16 protein-coding genes are annotated in these 19,483 nt (G+C 36.6%); 7 read left to right on the top strand and 9 right to left on the bottom strand.

The annotated features are described in order from the left end of the window. Position 1 precedes the first annotated feature (1 nt). Both G7051_RS10725 and G7051_RS10720 read right to left on the bottom strand, forming a co-directional pair. On the bottom strand, positions 2–388 hold the full coding sequence (locus G7051_RS10725) for a co-chaperone YbbN (protein ID WP_221412797.1): 387 nt from the start codon (positions 386–388) through the stop codon (positions 2–4). Positions 389–496: 108 nt separating this feature from the next. Continuing rightward, positions 497–1,030: an RNA polymerase sigma factor gene (locus tag G7051_RS10720; protein ID WP_166114916.1), complete on the bottom strand. Its 534-nt coding sequence runs from the start codon at positions 1,028–1,030 to the stop codon at positions 497–499. A gap of 358 nt (positions 1,031–1,388) precedes the next feature. Here G7051_RS10720 and htpG point away from each other — a divergent pair, with 358 nt between their 5' ends. The 5 genes from htpG to G7051_RS10695 all read left to right on the top strand — a co-directional run bounded on the left by htpG (position 1,389) and on the right by G7051_RS10695 (position 8,959). Beyond that, positions 1,389–3,290 carry a molecular chaperone HtpG gene (gene htpG, locus G7051_RS10715; protein ID WP_166200181.1) on the top strand — a complete coding sequence of 634 codons (1,902 nt, stop codon included), beginning with the start codon at positions 1,389–1,391 and terminating at the stop codon, positions 3,288–3,290. Between the two features lie 231 nt (positions 3,291–3,521). After that, positions 3,522–5,543: a cytochrome c biogenesis protein CcdA gene (locus G7051_RS10710; RefSeq protein ID WP_166200179.1), complete on the top strand. Its 2,022-nt coding sequence runs from the start codon at positions 3,522–3,524 to the stop codon at positions 5,541–5,543. A 62-nt stretch (positions 5,544–5,605) separates the two neighbouring features. Further along, complete coding sequence (mazG, locus tag G7051_RS10705; protein ID WP_166200177.1) at positions 5,606–6,391, top strand: nucleoside triphosphate pyrophosphohydrolase; 786 nt, start codon at positions 5,606–5,608, stop codon at positions 6,389–6,391. Positions 6,392–6,415: 24 nt separating this feature from the next. Continuing rightward, on the top strand, positions 6,416–6,916 hold the full coding sequence (locus G7051_RS10700) for a dihydrofolate reductase (protein WP_166200175.1): 501 nt from the start codon (positions 6,416–6,418) through the stop codon (positions 6,914–6,916). A gap of 597 nt (positions 6,917–7,513) precedes the next feature. Next, positions 7,514–8,959 (top strand): hypothetical protein, encoded by a 1,446-nt coding sequence (locus tag G7051_RS10695; protein WP_166200173.1) that lies wholly within the window; start codon positions 7,514–7,516, stop codon positions 8,957–8,959. Between the two features lie 52 nt (positions 8,960–9,011). On the opposite strand, the gene G7051_RS10690 is transcribed toward G7051_RS10695, so the two are convergent. The 3 genes from G7051_RS10690 to G7051_RS10680 all read right to left on the bottom strand — a co-directional run bounded on the left by G7051_RS10690 (position 9,012) and on the right by G7051_RS10680 (position 11,623). Beyond that, the gene (locus tag G7051_RS10690; protein ID WP_166200171.1) at positions 9,012–9,659 is read right to left on the bottom strand and encodes a hypothetical protein; all 648 of its coding nucleotides are present in this window, start codon (positions 9,657–9,659) and stop codon (positions 9,012–9,014) included. A gap of 67 nt (positions 9,660–9,726) precedes the next feature. After that, a complete protein-coding gene (locus tag G7051_RS10685) occupies positions 9,727–10,836 on the bottom strand; it encodes a Gfo/Idh/MocA family protein (RefSeq protein WP_166200169.1) in 1,110 nt (369 codons plus the stop codon). Between the two features lie 82 nt (positions 10,837–10,918). Further along, positions 10,919–11,623, bottom strand: a complete 705-nt coding sequence (locus G7051_RS10680) for an SAM-dependent methyltransferase (protein ID WP_166200167.1) — start codon at positions 11,621–11,623, stop codon at positions 10,919–10,921. Positions 11,624–12,201: 578 nt separating this feature from the next. On the opposite strand from G7051_RS10680, the gene G7051_RS10675 reads away from it, so the two are divergent. Continuing rightward, positions 12,202–13,377 carry an MFS transporter gene (locus tag G7051_RS10675; protein WP_166200165.1) on the top strand — a complete coding sequence of 392 codons (1,176 nt, stop codon included), beginning with the start codon at positions 12,202–12,204 and terminating at the stop codon, positions 13,375–13,377. Between the two features lie 462 nt (positions 13,378–13,839). On the opposite strand, the gene G7051_RS10670 is transcribed toward G7051_RS10675, so the two are convergent. The 4 genes from G7051_RS10670 to galK all read right to left on the bottom strand — a co-directional run bounded on the left by G7051_RS10670 (position 13,840) and on the right by galK (position 17,538). Beyond that, the gene (locus tag G7051_RS10670; protein ID WP_166114891.1) at positions 13,840–14,781 is read right to left on the bottom strand and encodes a hydrogen peroxide-inducible genes activator; all 942 of its coding nucleotides are present in this window, start codon (positions 14,779–14,781) and stop codon (positions 13,840–13,842) included. 134 nt (positions 14,782–14,915) lie between these two features. Further along, positions 14,916–15,584: a YggS family pyridoxal phosphate-dependent enzyme gene (locus G7051_RS10665; protein ID WP_166114888.1), complete on the bottom strand. Its 669-nt coding sequence runs from the start codon at positions 15,582–15,584 to the stop codon at positions 14,916–14,918. A gap of 2 nt (positions 15,585–15,586) precedes the next feature. Continuing rightward, positions 15,587–16,051 carry a DUF4494 domain-containing protein gene (locus tag G7051_RS10660; protein WP_166114885.1) on the bottom strand — a complete coding sequence of 155 codons (465 nt, stop codon included), beginning with the start codon at positions 16,049–16,051 and terminating at the stop codon, positions 15,587–15,589. 344 nt (positions 16,052–16,395) lie between these two features. Further along, positions 16,396–17,538 (bottom strand): galactokinase, encoded by a 1,143-nt coding sequence (galK, locus tag G7051_RS10655; protein WP_166114882.1) that lies wholly within the window; start codon positions 17,536–17,538, stop codon positions 16,396–16,398. Between the two features lie 465 nt (positions 17,539–18,003). On the opposite strand from galK, the gene G7051_RS10650 reads away from it, so the two are divergent. Further along, entirely contained in the window at positions 18,004–19,482 is a 1,479-nt protein-coding gene (locus tag G7051_RS10650) for a cobyric acid synthase (protein ID WP_166200163.1), read from the top strand. Position 19,483 lies beyond the last annotated feature (1 nt).

Here is a 19,483-nt window from a genome sequence, read left to right as displayed (position 1 = left end):
ATCATTTATAATTGTCGAGAACTTTCAGTATCTCTTCCTTGGTATACACTCCTACGAGTCGTTGCACCTCTTTTCCCTCTTTATAAATTATCATCGTGGGAATTGTCGGCACATTTTTAGTTCTGACGAAAGCTTTATAATCATCAACATTTAACTTCCCTACCTTTACATCAGTTTCGGCAGCAATTTGTTTTAAGACAGGCTCCATTTTGCGACACGGACCACACCATACAGCCCAATAATCGACAAGAACCAGCCCTTTTGACACTTCCTGCTCATATGACTTGGCAGTAAGAGTAATTATTTTATTTGCATTATCATTTTTATCCTGAGCAAACATAACCACGGACAAAAAGAGCAAAACGGTTAAAAAAATACTTTTTTTCATTTTAAATAAACTGATATTTATTGATTAAAAAGAGTCACATTGATTACTCAAGTGTGACTCTCATTATATTATTTACAAAGGTAATACTAATAATAACAGAGTAAAATCTTATTCTCTGTCTTGGAATTTATAATCCTTCAACATTTCTTGCAATCTCTTACGGGCAAAGAAAATACGACTCTTAACAGTACCGATAGGTAAAGTTAGGGTTTGAGCTATTTCTTCATACTTATAACCCGAAACATGCATTGTGAAAGGAACTTTATATTCATCCGAGAAACTGTTGATAGATTTTGTTATCTCAGCAATAGTATAGGCTCCTTCGGGTGTATCAAAACCAGAATCCTGCGGCAAATTAAGATGATAAAGATTTTCTGTTTGATCTACAACTGTTTGCGTACGAACAATACGTCTATAATTATTTACAAATATATTGTGCATTATTGTAAACACCCATCCTTTGAAATTTACATTTTCGTAATATTTCTCTTTATTATCTAATGCACGAAGCGTTGTTTCTTGTAGTAAATCTTTAGCCTCTTCTCTATTTGTTGTAAGGGTTAGAGCAAAGTTCATCATATTGTTTTGAAGTGCAATTAATTTGCCTTCGAAGCCGTTTGCGTTGTTTTCTTCATTTTTCATAACCGTATGTTTTCTAGTGTTAAAAAGACCAACCGTTATATTATACATAAAATATTCGGATAATCCTATAACACAAATATACAATCTTTTCGGACGTAAGAAAACAAAATGATGTTTTTTTAATTAAACAAAAATTAATCACCTTTAAAAAAAATCATAAAAATCTAATTTACAAACATATAAATAGTGACACAATAAACCAATTTCAGAAAAAATAAGACATAAACTTCATCTATGAACAAACTTAACGAATAGAAATTAATCATAAACATTTGACAAAATGACAGTCCCTCACAAGATGGCATCCTTTTTGGTTTAACGTTCCTTAGAATTACAACAAAATATAAAATATAACATCATGGAAGAAAGAAAAGGACATATTGGGGTCACAACAGACAACATATTCCCCATTATTAAAAAATTCTTATACAGCGATCACGAAATTTTTTTAAGAGAATTAGTTTCAAATGCTGTAGATGCCACACAAAAGCTTAAAACATTATCGTCGCTGGGTGAATTTAAAGGTGAGCTGGGAAATATCTCGGTAAGAGTGTCACTGGATAAAGAAAAAGGCACAATAACTATATCGGATCGCGGTATAGGTATGACAGAGGAGGAGATAAACAAATACATCAACCAGATTGCTCTTTCATCAGCGAATGAGTTTTTGGATAAATACAAAAACGATGCGAATGCAATTATTGGTCACTTCGGATTAGGTTTTTATTCGGCATTCATGGTTTCAAAACAAGTTGAGATCCTAACCCTTTCTCACAAGGAAGGGGCTGAAGCCGTAAAATGGAGCTGCGATGGTACTCCCGAGTTTACGCTAAGCAAATCGGACAAGACTGATAGAGGTACCGACATTATATTATATATAGATGATGACAATAAAAATTTCCTTGAACAAGGCGAAATAGACAAATTGCTCAAGAAATATTGCCGTTTCCTACCTATTCCAATTGTATTCGGCAAGAAGACTGAATGGAAAGATGGAAAATCGGTAGAAACGGAAGAAGATAATGTCATTAATGACACTACGCCTTTATGGACTCGCAAACCCGCAGATCTAAAAGACGAAGATTACAAGAAGTTCTATCAGGATTTATATCCGTTTACGGATGAGCCCTTGTTCTGGATACACCTGAACGTGGATTATCCTTTTAAATTGACGGGTATTCTTTATTTCCCGAAATTGAAAAGTAATGTAGATCCAAATAAGAATAAGATACAATTATATTCTAATCAGGTATTCATTACCGATTCGGTAGAAGGCATCGTTCCCGAATTCCTAACTTTGATGCACGGTGTGATTGACTCTCCGGACATTCCATTGAATGTTTCGAGATCTTATCTTCAAAGCGATCACAATGTGAAGAAAATATCTTCTCACATCACCAAGAAAGTTGCCGATCGTTTGGAAGATATTTTCAAGAACGACCGTCCTCAATTTGAAGAAAAATGGGATAGCTTGAAAATATTCATAGAATACGGTATGCTTACCGATGAAAAATTCTATGACCGTGCTCAAAAATTCTGCTTGCTAAAAAATACTGATGGCAACATCTTTACATTCGAAGAGTACAAAACTTTGATAGCAGGCAATCAGACCGACAAAGAAGATACATTGATCTATCTGTATACAAACAACAGAGATGAGCAATATTCATATATTAATGCAGCCAAAGATCATGGATATGATGTTCTGCTTCTGGATGGACAATTGGATGTGCATTTGGCAGGAATGTTAGAAAGCAAATTCGAGAAGAGCCGCTTTGTTCGTGTTGACAGTGACATCGTTGATAATCTGATTAAGAAAGAAGATATTGCTGATGCCGACTTGACTGATAAACAGAAAGAGGAATTGAACGAAACTTTCAAATCTCAATTGCCAAAAATCGAAAAAGTAGAATTTTCATTCGATTACAAAGCTTTGAAAGAAAACATTCAACCCATCCAAATTACGCAAAACGAGTATACTCGTCGTATGAAGGAAATGGCTGCCATGCAAACAGGAATGTCGTTCTACGGAGAAATGCCCGACAACTTCACCATGGTTATAAACACCAACCATCCATTGGTAAAACAAATTATTACTGATGTAGATGGTAAAGATGCGGAAGCTGCAAGCAAATATGCTTCGGAAAATCCTGTAATCAAACAATTGGTCGATCTGGCATTATTATCCAACAATATGCTGAAGGGTGAAAGTCTAAGCAATTTCATCAAACGCAGCACTGAACTGATCGTCGGAAAATAAAGGTATTTTCTTACATAGATATATTATATAGGATAAAATACTCTATATGTAATGAATAGCTGATCGGGTTCCGGTCAGCTATTTTTTTCATGCCGAATCTTCCTATTATCTCAAAAAACTAAAAAAACGAGGGATATATCTTAATCAATATAAAAATTGACAAACAGAGAATCATCCTATACACATTTTACTAACTTTGTATTTCTTACAAAAATCAGATAGATAAAATATATGAAAAAAGGAATATTAGTTCTGCTATTTATATTGTCTTTCTTTTCGGGAAAGCTTTTAGCCGATGGACCTGTGTCCTGGAAAATGAGTATAGCAGACAAAGGCAATGGCGAAATAGAATTGGTAGCCAACGCAACTATCGCTGCAGGATGGCATTTGTACGACACACAAATACCTGATGGAGGACCGTTTCCGACATCCATATCCATTGATGAAATTAAAGGTGCTGTTGCTGTGGGATCATTTCACGCGGTGAACTCGAAACTCCATAAAGATTTTGATAAAGTCTTTGAGATGGAAATAGGGTATTATGAAAAAACAGCCACTTTTGTTCAAAAATTCAAAATAACCGACAAAAGCAAATTTGTATTGAAAGGTGATGTCAGGGCACAAGCTTGTAATGACAGAGAATGTACCCCTCCTATCCCTGTTGATTTCGGCTTTACTTCGGGTAACCTTCCTGCAAGTGTTACAGTAAGCACCACTGCTGTTGCAGATCAGACAAGCGATTCGCAAACTATTGCTGACACAGCTACTGTAGCCAACAACGATAGTATATCTCAGGCACAAACAACAGAAATTCAAGATGCTAATCTTTGGACTCCTGTCATAGAAGAGGTTAAAGCTTTTGGTGCGGCAGGCGATACATCTAACAGATCGCTTCTGTATATTTTCGGTGCAGGATTTATTGGAGGGCTTATTGCCTTAATGACTCCTTGTGTATGGCCTATGATACCTATGACTGTAAGTTTCTTCTTGAAAAGAAATAAGAAAAACAGAGGCAAGGCCATTAAAGATGCCATTATATATGGTTTGTCTATTATCGTAATATATGTATTGCTAGGATTATTAGTCACGGCTATATTCGGAGCAAGTGCATTGAACGAACTATCTACCAGTGCCTTATTCAACCTGATATTCTTTGGATTACTGGTATTCTTTGCGATTTCGTTCTTGGGAGCATTTGAGTTGGTACTACCCGCTTCATGGACTAATAAAATAGATAGCAAAGCCGATTCTACAACGGGAATTATCAGCATATTCTTTATGGCATTTACACTTGCCTTGGTATCATTCTCTTGTACCGGTCCAATTATCGGAACTTTACTTGTAGATGCTGCCAGCTCAGGTGATATTATAGCTCCGGCGGTAGGTATGTTTGCATTTGCCTTTGCATTATCTATTCCTTTTGCCTTATTTGCCATATTCCCTTCGTTATTGGAAAGTATGCCAAAATCGGGAGGATGGCTCAATTCGGTAAAAGTAGTGCTGGGATTCTTAGAACTTGCATTGGCTCTTAAGTTCTTATCGGTTGCAGACCTTGCTTATAAATGGGGAATTCTCGACCGTGAGGTATTCTTAGTTCTATGGATTGTAATTTTCACATTATTAGGATTGTATCTTTTGGGAAAACTGAAATTTGCTCACGACAGTGATCTTAAATATATATCTGTACCCCGATTGTTTATGGCAATTATATCTCTTGCCTTTGCTGTATATCTTGTTCCCGGACTTTGGGGTGCTCCCCTAAAATCGGTAAGTGCATTTGCTCCGCCTCACTTTACACAAGATTTCAATTTGTATGAAGGCAGCGTGCATGCTAAGTTTGACGATTACGAGGCAGGCATGGAGTATGCCAAGAAGAACAACAAACCTGTTATGATTGACTTCTCCGGCTTCGGTTGTGTAAATTGCCGTAAAATGGAAGCTTCGGTATGGACTGATCCTCGTGTAAAACATTCGCTGGAAAACGATTATGTACTGATTACTCTTATGGTGGATGACAAAGAGAAACTACCCGAAGTGATAGAAGTGGAAGAAAATGGCAAAACCACCAAGCTAAAAACAATCGGTGATAAATGGAGCTATTTGCAACGTCATAAATTCGGAACTAATTCTCAACCCTATTATGTATTGCTCGACAATGCAGGTAACCCCATCGGTCCATCTTATGCATACGATGAAAATGTAGATAAATATTTAAACTTCTTGAAAACAGGAGTCGATAATTATAAAAAATAAGTCACACTTTTCGAAGATAGCAGATTGTAATAAGTCTGCTATTTTCTTTCATTAATATCACAATGAATACAAGAGAACAAAAAATGGAGGCTTTTGGACGCTTGCTCGACATTATGGATGAGTTACGTGTAAAATGCCCTTGGGATGTAAAGCAAACAAACGAAAGTCTTAGAACAAACACCATTGAAGAGACTTACGAATTGTGCGAAGCAATTATAAAAGACGATAATCAAGAGATAAAAAAAGAACTGGGAGACGTACTTCTCCATATTGTCTTTTATTCGAAAATAGGTGAAGAAAAAGACGAGTTTGATGTTGCTGATGTATGCAATTCGCTTTGCGACAAACTCATCTACCGCCACCCTCATGTATTTGGAGATGATGCTGCAAAAACAGCAGGCGAGGTGGAACAATCGTGGGAACAATTGAAGCTAAAGGAAAAGGGAGGAAACAAAACCGTACTCGAAGGTGTACCCGCTTCTCTGCCATCTATAGCCAAAGCACATCGCATACAAGACAAAGCTCGCAATGCAGGCTTCGATTGGGACGAGAAAGAAGATGTATGGGCTAAAGTAAAAGAAGAGATAAACGAGCTGGAAACTGAAATCAGCTCTATGGATACCGATAAGATGGAAGCTGAATTCGGAGACTTATTTTTCAGTCTTATAAACGCAGCCCGATTATACAAAGTAAATCCTGATAATGCTTTAGAACGTACCAATCAGAAATTTATACACAGATTCAACCATATAGAGCAAGAAGCTAAAAAGCAGGGACGAAATCTGAAAGAGATGACACTCAAAGAGATGGATATTCTTTGGAACGAAGCTAAGAATATTGTTTTATAAAGTCTTTTATTAAAATAAGAACATATGCCTATCATATCCATTATAGTAGCAATTGACGAAAAGAACGCTATCGGCAAAGACAATCAGCTGCTTTGCCATTTGCCCAACGACCTGAAGTATTTCAAAAGCGTTACACAAGGTCACACAGTGATTATGGGGAGAAAAACTTACGAGTCTCTACCCAATGGGGCATTACCCAATCGCCGAAATATTGTTTTAAGCAGAAATGAGAATTTGCAACTTGAAAGATGTGAGATGGCAGATTCATTAGAAGATGCGATTACTTTGTGCAAAGAGGAGTCGGAGGTTTTCATTATCGGAGGAGCGACAGTATATGCTAAAGCCATCGAATTTGCTGATAAATTATATATTACCAACATTCATCACACATTCGAAGGCACAGACGCCTTTTTTCCGAATATAGATCTAAATAAGTGGATTGAAAGCTCTCGACTTAATAATGAAGCTGATGATAAAAACAAGTATGCACACACATTCGTAGTATACAACAAAAACAAGCAATAAAGATAAAAGTAAAAGAGGCTATACCAAATATCTGATAATAGCCTCCTTTTCATAGCATTAATAAGTATTAGGTTCGCACAACTATTGGTTGCTTTGGTAAGCAAAACAACGCTAAATAGTTAGATTCTTTAATGTTTCATTAAATCTTTTATTTTACTCAGTACATCTGTAAAAAACTGATTTTTCAAACTCAATTCATATCCTAGATAAAAGGATACGGGAAATATATCCAACTACAAAGAAGCCAAACACACCTTGCAATACCATAAATAGAACTCTCCTAAAAACACTTCGTTTTTATAGTTTTCCATATCTCCGTATACCCTTATAATGTATTTCTTTGTTTATTTGAATCTCAATATCATGCGGTTTCACCCAAAACACAAACATAAAGAAAGAATAACCAACCACAAACAATCATTTGCACACACAAAAATACAAACAAAACACATAAAGACAAAATAAAATCACAATTAAAATCAAAAAGAAACATTCAGGGAAGAAATTCAAACAAAGATCAAAGAAAACATCAACTTTAAACACATTTATCTATATTTGCTAGAACAGCTACACTTTGATATTCATAAAACATACAGAATGAAATACGCATCATATATAATAACTATTTTCCTTTGCTCCTTTTTAAACATATACGGACAAGGGAACTTAAACCGATCGTGGGAAAAACAAAACAGATCAATTCGGAATAAGGTTGTAACGTTTTCATTTACAGAGAAAAGGAATGAATTAGAACACAGTTATGCTCCTTGGGATAAAACTTCGTACGAGACTACAGGCAACATTTGGATCACACCTCAAAGTTTATATAAAAAAGAGACGAAATCCATTAATGGGAAAGTTGAATCTTCCTTATTACAATACAATCAACGAACCATGTTGGTTTCTGATTATGGAAGTGATACATTATCGACAGTTACAGTAGATCAACATCAGCGACAATTGTACCAAACGGCAAGGTACACCCCTACTCTTTTATTGGAATATTTCAAAAACAGAAAAACAAGGTTAGAGTCAGGCAGGGATTCACTATACAATATTTATCTTGAAACAATCAGCAAAGCGAGAGTGCGGCTTTTTATCAATAAAACGAGTGATTTAGTTGATAAAATAAGTATTCTGGAAAATGACGATTTCTTTGGGGATGTAAACTCAACCTTCGAATATCACTATACAAACCTGCAATCCGTATTTATTCCTCAAGAGATTTTAATCTCAAAAATAGACGGAAAGCTGCAAGATACTATTCAACTTCATTCATTTAAGATAGAGAGCAAATTACCTGTATTGTTAACAATGCCTCCACGGTATTCTCTCAGCGAGGAAACGCCTGTTATTCGTAAAATTAGTTTGGAGAGATACAATGAGCATATCTATTTCTTATACTCGGAACATACCGACAGCAAAAGTTTGGTTGTAGCATTTAAAGACTTCGTATTAGTAGCCGAAGCACCTCTCAATAGTGAGAATGGAGACTTGATGATCAGTACTATTAAAGAAAATTTCCCTGATAAACCCATTCGATTTTTCGCTTTCGGGCATCATCACCCTCATTATTTAGGAGGAGTAAGACCCTTTATTCACGACGAGGCAACCATTCTATCTGCAATGGGCGACTTTGATTATGTATCTTTTTTAGCAAGGAATCCACGTACATTGAACCCCGACAGTTTACAATTGGATAGAAAAACTCTGAAAATAAATATACTGGGAGAAAGAAGAACTATTACTGATGATAATTACTCGATGCAAATTATCAATATCGGAGAATATTCACACCACACCCAAGATTATCTCATATTCTATTTTCCGGCAGAAAAAGTAATTTTCGAAGGTGATTTGGTATGGATACCCAACGATGGCAGACCCACCCGAAAAGCGAGCAACAGACAAAAAGGGTTATATGAAGCTATCAGAAATTTCAACCTGAATGTAGAGACCATTTTTCAGTCGTGGCCTATCCATGAATTCAACTATAAATCTGAAATATCATTTAAAGAGCTGGAGGAATCTGTCAGTAATTGAATATTTAAGAAATAGCAAAATACATCATTAAACACAACTGTGTCTCTACAAATTAGAACATTTTGACATTCCGCTTCAAAAGACCTTTCGAGCGGATTTCTTTATGTATTTCTGCTATATTATCGGGAACTTCAGCATCTGCAAGCCAATTAATATCCACTCCGGTATTAATAGCCATATTCAGCAGTATCGGATTTTTCTCGATTGCTTGTGCTAATTCGTTTAATCCCGCTTCAAACTCAATCAGATAATCTTCATGCAAGGCTTTGATTGATATGAGTATTTTAAAAATCCGGGCTATTATATATATGCTTATTGCAGAGGTCTTTTTAAGATTCGACTGTGCTATTCTGGCATTATTGTTTTTCAACAGTTCATTCAACATCAACAAATTCAGGCTTGCATCGCCGTATTTATCTTTAGTTATCTTCACATTTTCGGTAATATCTGCACTCAGGGAACGGATATCAACCAGCAGAGAGTCTAAAGAAGAGAAACGATTTGTTGCCCACTCTATTTTCTGTTTTATATGAGCTTCCATTCTGGTTCTTCGATCCTGAACGCTGTCACCGCTTATCAGTTCAAAATGCAATTGGTTGGCTAAAATCACATCTCGTTTCAGCAATCGCAAAAGGAGTTTGTCCTTTTCTTTAGACGGTAATTGCAAAATTGCACTCTTAAATTCAGGATCGAATTTCATATCTTAGTAATGAATAAAATTTATAGCTATATTTTAGCCTTATAACCGGCTCATTATTAACAAATCCTTATTGTAATTTTACAGCCTTACCCGTCTTGCTGCTCTCAATGGCAGCTTCCAGAATCTCGACTACTGTAAGATTGTTTTCGGGAGCCGAAAGATCATTAGGTTTAACGGAAATATCTCCATTTACAACAGCCTTAAAATAAAGGAAGGCATCATTATATGGAGCAGCCATTTCGGGAATATCCAATAGGGTCTCTTTATCATCCTGATAAACACGCATCGAAGTTTTATTGTCCTGATATATGTAGCTTTTATCGCCATATATGTGCATATCTTTGCGGGAGATGGGCCAATTCCAGGATGCCATAGCAACTACAGTTACTTTGGGGTATTCGATTACAATGGTTGCATCATCATCAACTTTGGGGTAAACATTTGGTTTCTGTTGTTTCAACACTGCATAGACCGATAATGGCTTCTGTCCTTTCATCATCCATGTACTGATATTTGCTCCGTAACATCCGAAATCGATAACAGCACCTCCCCCATTCAATGCAGGATCGGTCAGCCAGTCTGTAAATTCGGGACCACAGCCTATTTCAATTGGACCTCCATGTCCGTCATAAATATTAATTCTGGATAAATTGCCTACAAAACCATCCTGTATCATATCATAAGCTTTATGTATAGTTGGATACCAGGTTGTTTCATAATTAGTCAAAAGGAAGATATTATTTTCCTTCGCCAGATCGAGCATTCGCTTTGCATCTTTGACATTCGTAGACAAAGGCTTTTCGACCATCACATGCACTCCGTATTTTGCGCAAGCTTCCACAACTCTCAGATGATCGTAAATACTCTCATAAACAATAACAGCCTGAGGTTTGGTTTTTACAAGCATTTCATCCAGATCCTGAAAAAACAGATCACTCGCTACTTTTTCTTTTAAAGCTTTGTTATTCCACAATGCCGTATTTTTTTCGGCAACTCCTACAACTTTAAAATCATTCCGATCAAGCCTGCTTATTACCTCCCACAGATGTCCATGAGATAATCCTACAACTCCTAAACGTAACGGCTCATTATTAGATGCTGACTTTTCTTGTTGTGCATACAATGCTGTACAAAAGAAAGAAATTAGAAAAATTAACCCGATGTTTTTGATTTTCATATTCGTTTTAAGTTATCAGATTGTAAGTAATTTAATATGATTAGAAACCGTATAGCTAAAAAAGCCAAAAGGTTTCAATCCTTCATTTGTATAATAAGAAGATACATGGTTTCTTGTTCATATCAGGCAATTGCTTTGCCCACTCTTTAATGGAGAGAGTCTTGATATATTCGTCTTCACATGTAATATTCATGGCAATGCAAAGCTTAGTAGAAGGCGTACAATTTTTAATGAGGTCTTCAACCAGTTTATGATTTCGGTAAGGCGTTTCGATAAACAACTGGGTCTGCTGCTCATTGTATATACGTTGCTCAAGTTGCTTAATCTTCTTTAGGCGCTCGCCTGCATCAATGGGCAAATATCCATGAAAAGCAAAACTTTGTCCGTTGAAGCCTGAGCCCATCAATGACATCAAGATTGATGAAGGGCCGACCAAGGGAACTACTTTAATGTTTTTGCGTTGGGCAATGGCAACAATATCCGCTCCGGGATCTGCAATAGCCGGGCATCCGGCCTCCGAGATGACACCTACTGAATAGCCATTGGCAATGGGTTGAAGATAAGCTTCTATCTGCTCCAGATTCGTATGCTTGTTCAACTCATAAAAAGTAAGATCATCAATATTTATCGAAGCATCTGTCTTTTTCAGGAAACGACGTGCCGAACGTATGTTCTCAACAATAAAATACTTTATGGAAAGAATCTGTCCTCTATTGTAATCAGGTAAAACCTGCTCAATGGGAGTTTCGCCTAATGGAACAGGGATAAGAATAAGTGATGCTTGCATTTTCTGAGATTAATATTTAAACAAAAATAAACCTTTTTCTTGATTGGTACAAAATATACGCATTTTCCCTTCTATAAACTCCTGTTTCTTTGAAGAAAAGATTATAACTTCGTTGTGCAAAACAGAAACAAAATATATGCTGATTTTGTTAAGGTCTCAGACCTTATTTATGATTTCAGTAATAATGCGAATCATCAACTAAGTTGAATTGTTTATCTATAATATAAGTAAAGTAACAAGAATGAGCAAGAGAAAATATAACTCGTAAAAAAAGTGTCACTTTTGTAACCTTTGTAACCTTTTTGAAAATAGGGATCTGAATTACAAACACTTACAAAATCCACAAAAGTGACACTTATACATCATTTACCGGTCACTTTTGTTTACTTTTTATAACTCTTGTCACCCTATTGTATAACTAAGGTCACAGACCTTTTTATTGCTTTGGCAAGTATAACAACTAGAGACAGTTATGCTGATGAAATATCACATTAAATATTTAACGCTAACTATTTAAGCTAGTGATTGTCATAAATAATTTATATCGTTCTATAATCTCGGACAATAAAGAATAAAATATGGAATCGTCTTCTAAACCTAAATTGTGGACTTTAAGTTATCTGAACGTTTGCGTAGCAAATTTCCTGATGGCATGCTCCTTTAATCTGCTGATGCCTTCCATTCCTCTATACATCACCGAACATCTGGGTGTTCCACAAACCAAAACGGGAATTGTGCTTGCATCGTATGCCATTGCAATTCTGATGATCAGACCTTTTTCGGGGTACCTTGTTGATTTGTATTCCCGAAAAAAAATCCTGCTGATTAGCTTTATCTGTTATGTTGCCATATTTTTCGGGTATTTTTATGCGGTCACCATCTTTGTATTTGTAATCGTTAGATTCTTTCATGGTATTACCTGGGGATTATCAACCGTATCGTCAAGCACTCTCGCAATCGATTTAGTGCCATCTGAGCGAAGAGCGGAGGGAATAGGATACTTTGGCACTTTCATGAACGTAGCTATGGCTATAGGCCCTTTTATTGCGATTCACATCTATCAGAACTATAGTTTCCAGATTTTGCTGTATTGTGCCATCTTTATGGGAATCCTCGGGATTGCAGCTGCATCATTTATCAAAGCACCCGAACGTCCAAAGCTGGAACGAGAGAAACTATCTTTTGACCGGTTCTTTTTACTCCCTGCCTGGCCCATATTTCTAAACCAATTGCTTCCGAGTTTCGCATGGGGCACTATCGGACCGTTCGTGGCTCAATATGGTAAACAAATAAATATACCTAACGCCGGTATATTTTTCTTATTCTGGGCCGGAGGGATTATTGTCTCCCGCATTTTCTCTGGACGTATAGTAGATAAAGGATACATCCATTTAGTTAATACTTCGGCAATGGGAATTGTTGCCATCGCATTTTTAGGCTTTGCCTTAATCCATAATATTGTTGCCTTTTGTGTATCCGGATTATTCATCGGAATAGGTTTTGGGATGATGTTTCCTGCACTTCAAACACTCTATATAAACATGGCAGAGAACAATCAACGAGGAACAGCTAATTCTACATATCTAGTAGGCTTCGATTTAGGTTTAGCATTAGGTATGTTAGTGGGTGGATACATATCGGGAATATACTCTTTTGAGGTACTTTTCTTAGTTGCATCCGGACTTTGTTTTTTCAGCGTCCTTGTTTATCAAACAATCTCCAAAAAACTATTTGAAAGAAAGAGACTAAGATAAACACATCATAAATAAGCAATTATAAATACGTTCAAGAATATAAAACCACTTTTATATAAAAGTATATTAATTAAAAATGAATAAATATTATAGATAAATATATTGCTATAATTGTAAAGAATCAAAAAACAAGAAAATAAATTTAAAACGAGTAAAAAAACACCTTTGAACTGAGATAAAAGCAAGACTTATTCTAGCTAAAAGATCATAAAAACAGACTAACAAAAGCCTATTTAAACGCCACAGGAGACCTCATTTATAGGCAAACTATAGAGATCAAAACAAGAAGAAATTGCCCGTCCTTATCTCTCCGAGAATTGCGTATTTGGACAAAGAACAGGAAGACCCTCGAAAAACGAGAATAAGAAAAGATAGCAATTTCAAGTTTTCGATACATTCTTTACACAAATAAAAAAGGAGATCGAATTGACCTCCTTTTTAAGTATATCGATATATGGCAGATTAAATATCCACAACAAATTTTCTTAAATCCTCATTCAGTAAAGCGGGAGGTACTGACCCTTTTACTTCATCAATAATAATACCTAGAACTCGTTCGCGTAAGAATTCTTTACGTGTAACAAGACTAATCTCACGAACAGGAGATATACCTTTCAATGGGCGGATATTTTGCTTTTGCTTATCGTTAAGCTGCTCAATAGCCATCTCGGGGATAATGGTTAAACCACTGTTGTTATCCACAATATTTATCAATGTGCTGATACTACCGGCCTCGTAAGTAAATAGTGAATGTGAACTCTTACGTTTACGCAGGTTACAAATACGCAATATCTGACTGCGGAAGCAATGAACTTCTTCAAGTAACCATAAACGATTAATATTCAGATCATCCTCTTCGAGTTCTTTTTTTGCATACAAAGAAGTTTCACGAGGTGAAACATAAGCATAAAATCGTTCGTAATAGATAGGATGCTCTTTAATCTTATCATTCTTCAAAGGTGTTGCCAAAATAGCTCCATCCAATGATCCATTAAGGAGGGCATCAATAATTTGCCCTGTTGTAGTCTCTTCTATAAAGAGCTCTATATCGTATCCGTTTTCTTCGTGTCTAAGCATTAGTTTAGGAAGAAGGTAAGGGGCAATAGTCGGAATAATTCCCAACTTAAAGACGCCTTTTACAATTCCTTTTTCCTCTTGTATTATTTCTTTCACCTGCTTTACTTGTGACACTATAACACGAGCCTGATTTATTATCTGAGTCCCGATAGGTGTCGGTTGCACAGGCAATTGACTACGATCAAAGATTTTCACCCCCAACTCGTCTTCAAGTTTCTGTATCATCATACTCAATGTGGGTTGCGTCACAAAAGATGCCTCGGCAGCTTTTGCAAAATGACGATGATTGTCAACCGCAATAATGTATTCCAACTGTTGTATGTTCATATGCGATAAAATAAATGACCATTATTAACTAATGGATATTATCAATTTAAAGGCAGCAAATATTACTGCAATATTGTTTAGTCATAACATGCTTCGGTTATCTACTTACCTAAGCAATAAAAAGGTCGGAGACCTTAATATTCTCTTTCCCCAAAAATAGATGTCCCTACTCTGATTATAGTTGATCCTTCTTCAATAGCAATCTTATAATCGTGCGACATACCCATAGATATCTCACAGAAACAGGAGTCATACTTAAAATACTTCTGTTTAAGCTCATCAAAGAACACCTTTAGTGATCTGAATTCTTGCCTAATCTGATTTTCATCATCAGTATTGGTTGCCATCCCCATTACACCTGCAAGCTGAATATTCTTCAGAGCTTTCCAATCTTCATTTTCCAGTAAATCTCGACACTCATCAAAAGTAAAACCATACTTACTATCCTCTTGAGCAATATAGATTTCAAGCAAACAATTTATTTTGCGACCTACTTTGGATGCCGATTTATCGATTTCAGATAATACTTTCCAACTATCGATACTCTGAATTGTATGAATATAAGGGACTACTGTCTTTATTTTATTAGTCTGTAGGTGCCCTATTAAATGCCACTCGATATCTCTCGGTAAAACCTCCTGCTTACTATCAAGTTCTTGCACCCGACTCTCTCCAAAGACCCGTTGCCCTGCTGCATAAGCTTTCTCTAAAGCTTCTTTGGGATGAAACTTAGACACCGCTACCAACTTTACGCCTTCGGGCAGTAAAGATTTTACAGCATCCAGGTTTGCACTTATACTCATATTTATTCTTCTTTCAGATATTCTATCTTCGTCTTCTCTGCTGTTTCGTAAGGAAAAACGTCCATAAGCATAGTTTCGTTGATTGATGCAATCACATAATCAGCCATGGTACCTTCCATTCCTTTTTCAATCACGGCCAAAGCTTCTTTAAGATCACAAGCCTGAGCCAACATGCTCACTGCAGTTTTCTTTTCAGTTCCGCTCTTTTCATCCAGTGTGATAAAATAGATCTTAGTTTTAAAATAGCGATCGCCATTTTCGTTAAAGAATAATTCAGCTAATTTAGCTCGCTTGATATCAGCAATTGTAAAATCTCCGGATATATATGGCTTCAACTCTTCTATTATACGAGCTTCGGCTTCTGTAAATGACAAAGCATCCACTAAATAAGGTTCGGTTACTTTCTTCAGCGTTCCGTTTTCCATCGTTTTATCGTAGGAAACTTTGCATTCAAACCAATTATGCATAGGATAATTTTATTTATAATTAATCAGTTTTAGGTCTCAGACCTTTTATTATTTTGGTAAGCATTAGTCTATTTGACAGTTACGCCTTGAAAACAAGGCTATACATATTAAATACGACCTATATGCTGAAAAGCTCTTTATGAAAAACTTTTTTTAGACATAAAGAGCTTTCTTTAGAAAACAAAAGTAGCAATTATTTAAATAAGTCAAACCTCAATTATAAATAAAATTTATCGACCATCTGTGATTTTTTATAAGTACCGAAAAATATGTATTGCTATATTTGGGCATTATAACTTTCTAGATGTGTTTCACTTAACAGAATAGTCCAAAGGTCGGCTATCTTACAATTTTCTTGCACCGTCTTTGATTATCACATCATAAACCTTAGGTTTGATTTTGAATTTTTGTTCGTAGCTTTCGGTTGCACGCTTGATAAAACCATCATGTAACTCATCCTTCACAAGATTAATGGTACAACCTCCGAAACCTCCCCCCATAACACGAGAGCCGGTTACACCGCACTGACGGGCAACATCATTTAAGAAATCCAATTCAGGACAACTCACTTCGTATTTACGGCTTAAGCCGATATGAGTTTCATACATCTTTTTGCCGACAGTTTCATAGTCACCTTTCTTAAGTGCTTCACAAGCATCCAACAGGCGTTGAATTTCCTCGATCACAAATTCTGCACGGATATAATCTTCTGCACTTACCTCGTTAGCTACTTCTTTCAACATATCCAATGTAGCATCTCTCAAGAATTCTACTTCGGGATGATATTTACGGATATATGAGGCTGCATTTTCACACGACTCTCTACGCTTGTTGTAAGCAGAAGATGCCAGCTCATGCTCCACGCATGTATTGATTAAAACCAATCGGTATCCTTTAGGATTGAAAGGTACATATTCGTATTCTAATGATCGACAATCTAGACGGATAAGCGATCCTTCTTTTCCGAAGCAGGATGCAAACTGATCCATAATACCACATTTTACTCCTACATAGTTATGCTCGGTAGCTTGTCCTATTTTAGCTAGTTCGAAACGGTCGAAACCTAAGTTATACATATCATTCAGGGCAAATCCGAAACAACTTTCGAGTGCTGCCGAAGAAGACATTCCTGCGCCTAATGGCACATCTCCTGCAAACACAACATCAAAGCCCTGTATCTTGGCTCCTCTCTTGATCATTTCCAGACATACTCCATAAATATATTTACCCCATTGTTTGATTGGAATATCATCTAATCCAAATTCGTCCATCTCTTCGAGGTCTAAAGCATATGCTCTTACTCTGTCAGGTGTACCATTGGGTTTTATTATACAATACATAGCTTTGTCTATAGCACCCGGCAATACGAATCCACCGTTATAATCGGTATGTTCACCAATCAGGTTAATACGTCCGGGAGCAGTGTATATTACACCACCTTCGCCAAATAATGACTGAAATTTTTCTTGGATTGCAGCAGTTTTCATGGTTTTGGAATATTTTTATATGGTTAATTATAATTATTTTTCGTATATAGATTACAGTAAATTATTTCATAGTATACTATTAAATTCGGATAAACAGCAAGTCAAGATCTTGACTTAATCAGTATTTACGGCTTCGAATTTATAGGTGGTGTAAAATTAACATTTATTTCTTTACTGAATAACGTTTTTTGAACAAATGGGAACTTTTTTGTTCTTTTAACTATGACATAGCCTGATATCCTATACAGAGTGATAGTTTAAACTGGTACATAATTCATTACATATTCTTTTGTAGAAACAAATCGATCAAATACGTACCTTTTAAAGGCACACACCTTTTATCTGTCTTGACAAACATAACAACCGGAGATTGTTCCAATTCTGAAATATATCATTCAATACTTGACTCCTACTTAAGCGCAAATTCATACCTTTGTATCTAAATTTAGACTAGTATTTGATCTCATGGAGAAACTCCGACCAATCATGTTTGCCGGAACAGGCAGCGATGTTGGCAAAAGCGTAATTGCAGCCGCTTTTTGTCGCATATTTTTGCAAGATGGTTATCATCCCGCACCTTTTAAAGCTCAAAATATGGCTCTCAACTCTTTCGCAACCCCCGAAGGGCTGGAAATAGGACGGGCACAAGCCGTGCAGGCAGAAGCCGCAGGTATTCCTTGCCATACGGATATGAACCCGTTGCTACTGAAACCGACTACCGATAAAGTAGCTCAAGTAGTATTAAACGGAAAACCATATGGCAACCAAAGTGCTTATCAATACTTCAAGAAAGAAGGGCGTGATGTTCTCCGAAATGCAGTAAATGATGCATTCGATCGTTTAGAAAAGCGGTTCAATCCCATCGTAATGGAAGGTGCAGGAAGTGTTTCAGAAATAAATCTACGCGAAACCGATATTGTAAATCTCCCTATGGCTATACATGCGGGAGCTGATGTTATTCTGGTGGCGGATATCGACCGTGGCGGAGTATTTGCAAGTGTGTACGGCTCCATAATGCTTATGACGGAAGAAGAACGAAAACATACCAAAGGTATTCTTATCAACAAATTCAGAGGCGACATGAGGCTCTTTGAATCGGGTGTAAAGATAATAGAAGACCTTTGTGGAACTCCTGTTATAGGAGTTGTGCCTTATTACAAAGACATTTACATCGAAGAAGAGGATTCTGTTATGCTCCAGACCAAGAATCTACAGGCATCGCACGATAAAGTAAATGTCGCGGTTATACTGCTCAGGCACTTGTCCAATTTCACCGATTTCAATATGCTCGAACGCGATCCCCGTGTTCATTTATATTACACTAATAATACTGATGAAATTGAGAAAGCCGATATAATACTTATTCCCGGAAGTAAAAGTACACTTTCGGATCTCTACGAATTACGACGCAATGGCGTTGCCCAAAGCATCGTCAAAGCTCATAAAGATGGAGCCACAGTGATGGGTATTTGCGGAGGTTACCAAATGATGGGGCAGGAAGTATGTGACCCATTGCATGTAGAAGGATCAATAGAACGATTACCGGGATTAGGACTTCTGCCGATCTCTACGGAAATGCAAGGCGAGAAAGTGACACGACAAGTTCAATTTTCGTTTCTTGATTCTGAGTCGTCATGCGAAGGCTACGAAATACACATGGGTACAACAGTTCCTGTTGAAGGTGCTAAAGAAAATCCCCTCAATCGTTTGACCGACGGAACTACCGATGGCTTTTACCTTAACCGAAAATGCTTCGGCACATACATTCACGGTATCCTAGATAACGGAGTATTTATTGATTTTTTACTCGAACCTTATGCTGAGAAATTATCAAGTGAGCCTTTCGATTTTAAAGCATACAAAGAAGAACAGTATAACAAATTGGCCGACCATGTACGCAAAAATGTAAATATGGATCTGGTGTATAAAATATTGACGACCTGAG

The organism is Dysgonomonas sp. HDW5B (genome assembly GCF_011299335.1).
Taxonomy (GTDB): Bacteria; Bacteroidota; Bacteroidia; order Bacteroidales; family Dysgonomonadaceae; genus Dysgonomonas_A.
Note: the sequence above shows the minus strand (reverse complement) of the source record. Positions and strands in the feature narration are given on the sequence as shown.

What these genes read in the sequence shown, in the direction of transcription:
- G7051_RS10660 (WP_166114885.1), bottom strand. Translation starts at nt 16,051, where the DNA reads ATGCATAATTGGTTTGAATGCAAAGTTTCCTACGATAAAACGATGGAA.
- G7051_RS10680 (WP_166200167.1), bottom strand. Translation starts at nt 11,623, where the DNA reads ATGCAAGCATCACTTATTCTTATCCCTGTTCCATTAGGCGAAACTCCC.
- G7051_RS10670 (WP_166114891.1), bottom strand. Translation starts at nt 14,781, where the DNA reads ATGAACATACAACAGTTGGAATACATTATTGCGGTTGACAATCATCGT.
- G7051_RS10700 (WP_166200175.1), top strand. Translation starts at nt 6,416, where the DNA reads ATGCCTATCATATCCATTATAGTAGCAATTGACGAAAAGAACGCTATC.
- G7051_RS10690 (WP_166200171.1), bottom strand. Translation starts at nt 9,659, where the DNA reads ATGAAATTCGATCCTGAATTTAAGAGTGCAATTTTGCAATTACCGTCT.
- G7051_RS10725 (WP_221412797.1), bottom strand. Translation starts at nt 388, where the DNA reads ATGAAAAAAAGTATTTTTTTAACCGTTTTGCTCTTTTTGTCCGTGGTT.
- htpG (WP_166200181.1), top strand. Translation starts at nt 1,389, where the DNA reads ATGGAAGAAAGAAAAGGACATATTGGGGTCACAACAGACAACATATTC.
- mazG (WP_166200177.1), top strand. Translation starts at nt 5,606, where the DNA reads ATGAATACAAGAGAACAAAAAATGGAGGCTTTTGGACGCTTGCTCGAC.
- G7051_RS10675 (WP_166200165.1), top strand. Translation starts at nt 12,202, where the DNA reads ATGGAATCGTCTTCTAAACCTAAATTGTGGACTTTAAGTTATCTGAAC.
- G7051_RS10710 (WP_166200179.1), top strand. Translation starts at nt 3,522, where the DNA reads ATGAAAAAAGGAATATTAGTTCTGCTATTTATATTGTCTTTCTTTTCG.
- G7051_RS10665 (WP_166114888.1), bottom strand. Translation starts at nt 15,584, where the DNA reads ATGAGTATAAGTGCAAACCTGGATGCTGTAAAATCTTTACTGCCCGAA.
- galK (WP_166114882.1), bottom strand. Translation starts at nt 17,538, where the DNA reads ATGAAAACTGCTGCAATCCAAGAAAAATTTCAGTCATTATTTGGCGAA.
- G7051_RS10695 (WP_166200173.1), top strand. Translation starts at nt 7,514, where the DNA reads ATGAAATACGCATCATATATAATAACTATTTTCCTTTGCTCCTTTTTA.
- G7051_RS10650 (WP_166200163.1), top strand. Translation starts at nt 18,004, where the DNA reads ATGGAGAAACTCCGACCAATCATGTTTGCCGGAACAGGCAGCGATGTT.
- G7051_RS10720 (WP_166114916.1), bottom strand. Translation starts at nt 1,030, where the DNA reads ATGAAAAATGAAGAAAACAACGCAAACGGCTTCGAAGGCAAATTAATT.
- G7051_RS10685 (WP_166200169.1), bottom strand. Translation starts at nt 10,836, where the DNA reads ATGAAAATCAAAAACATCGGGTTAATTTTTCTAATTTCTTTCTTTTGT.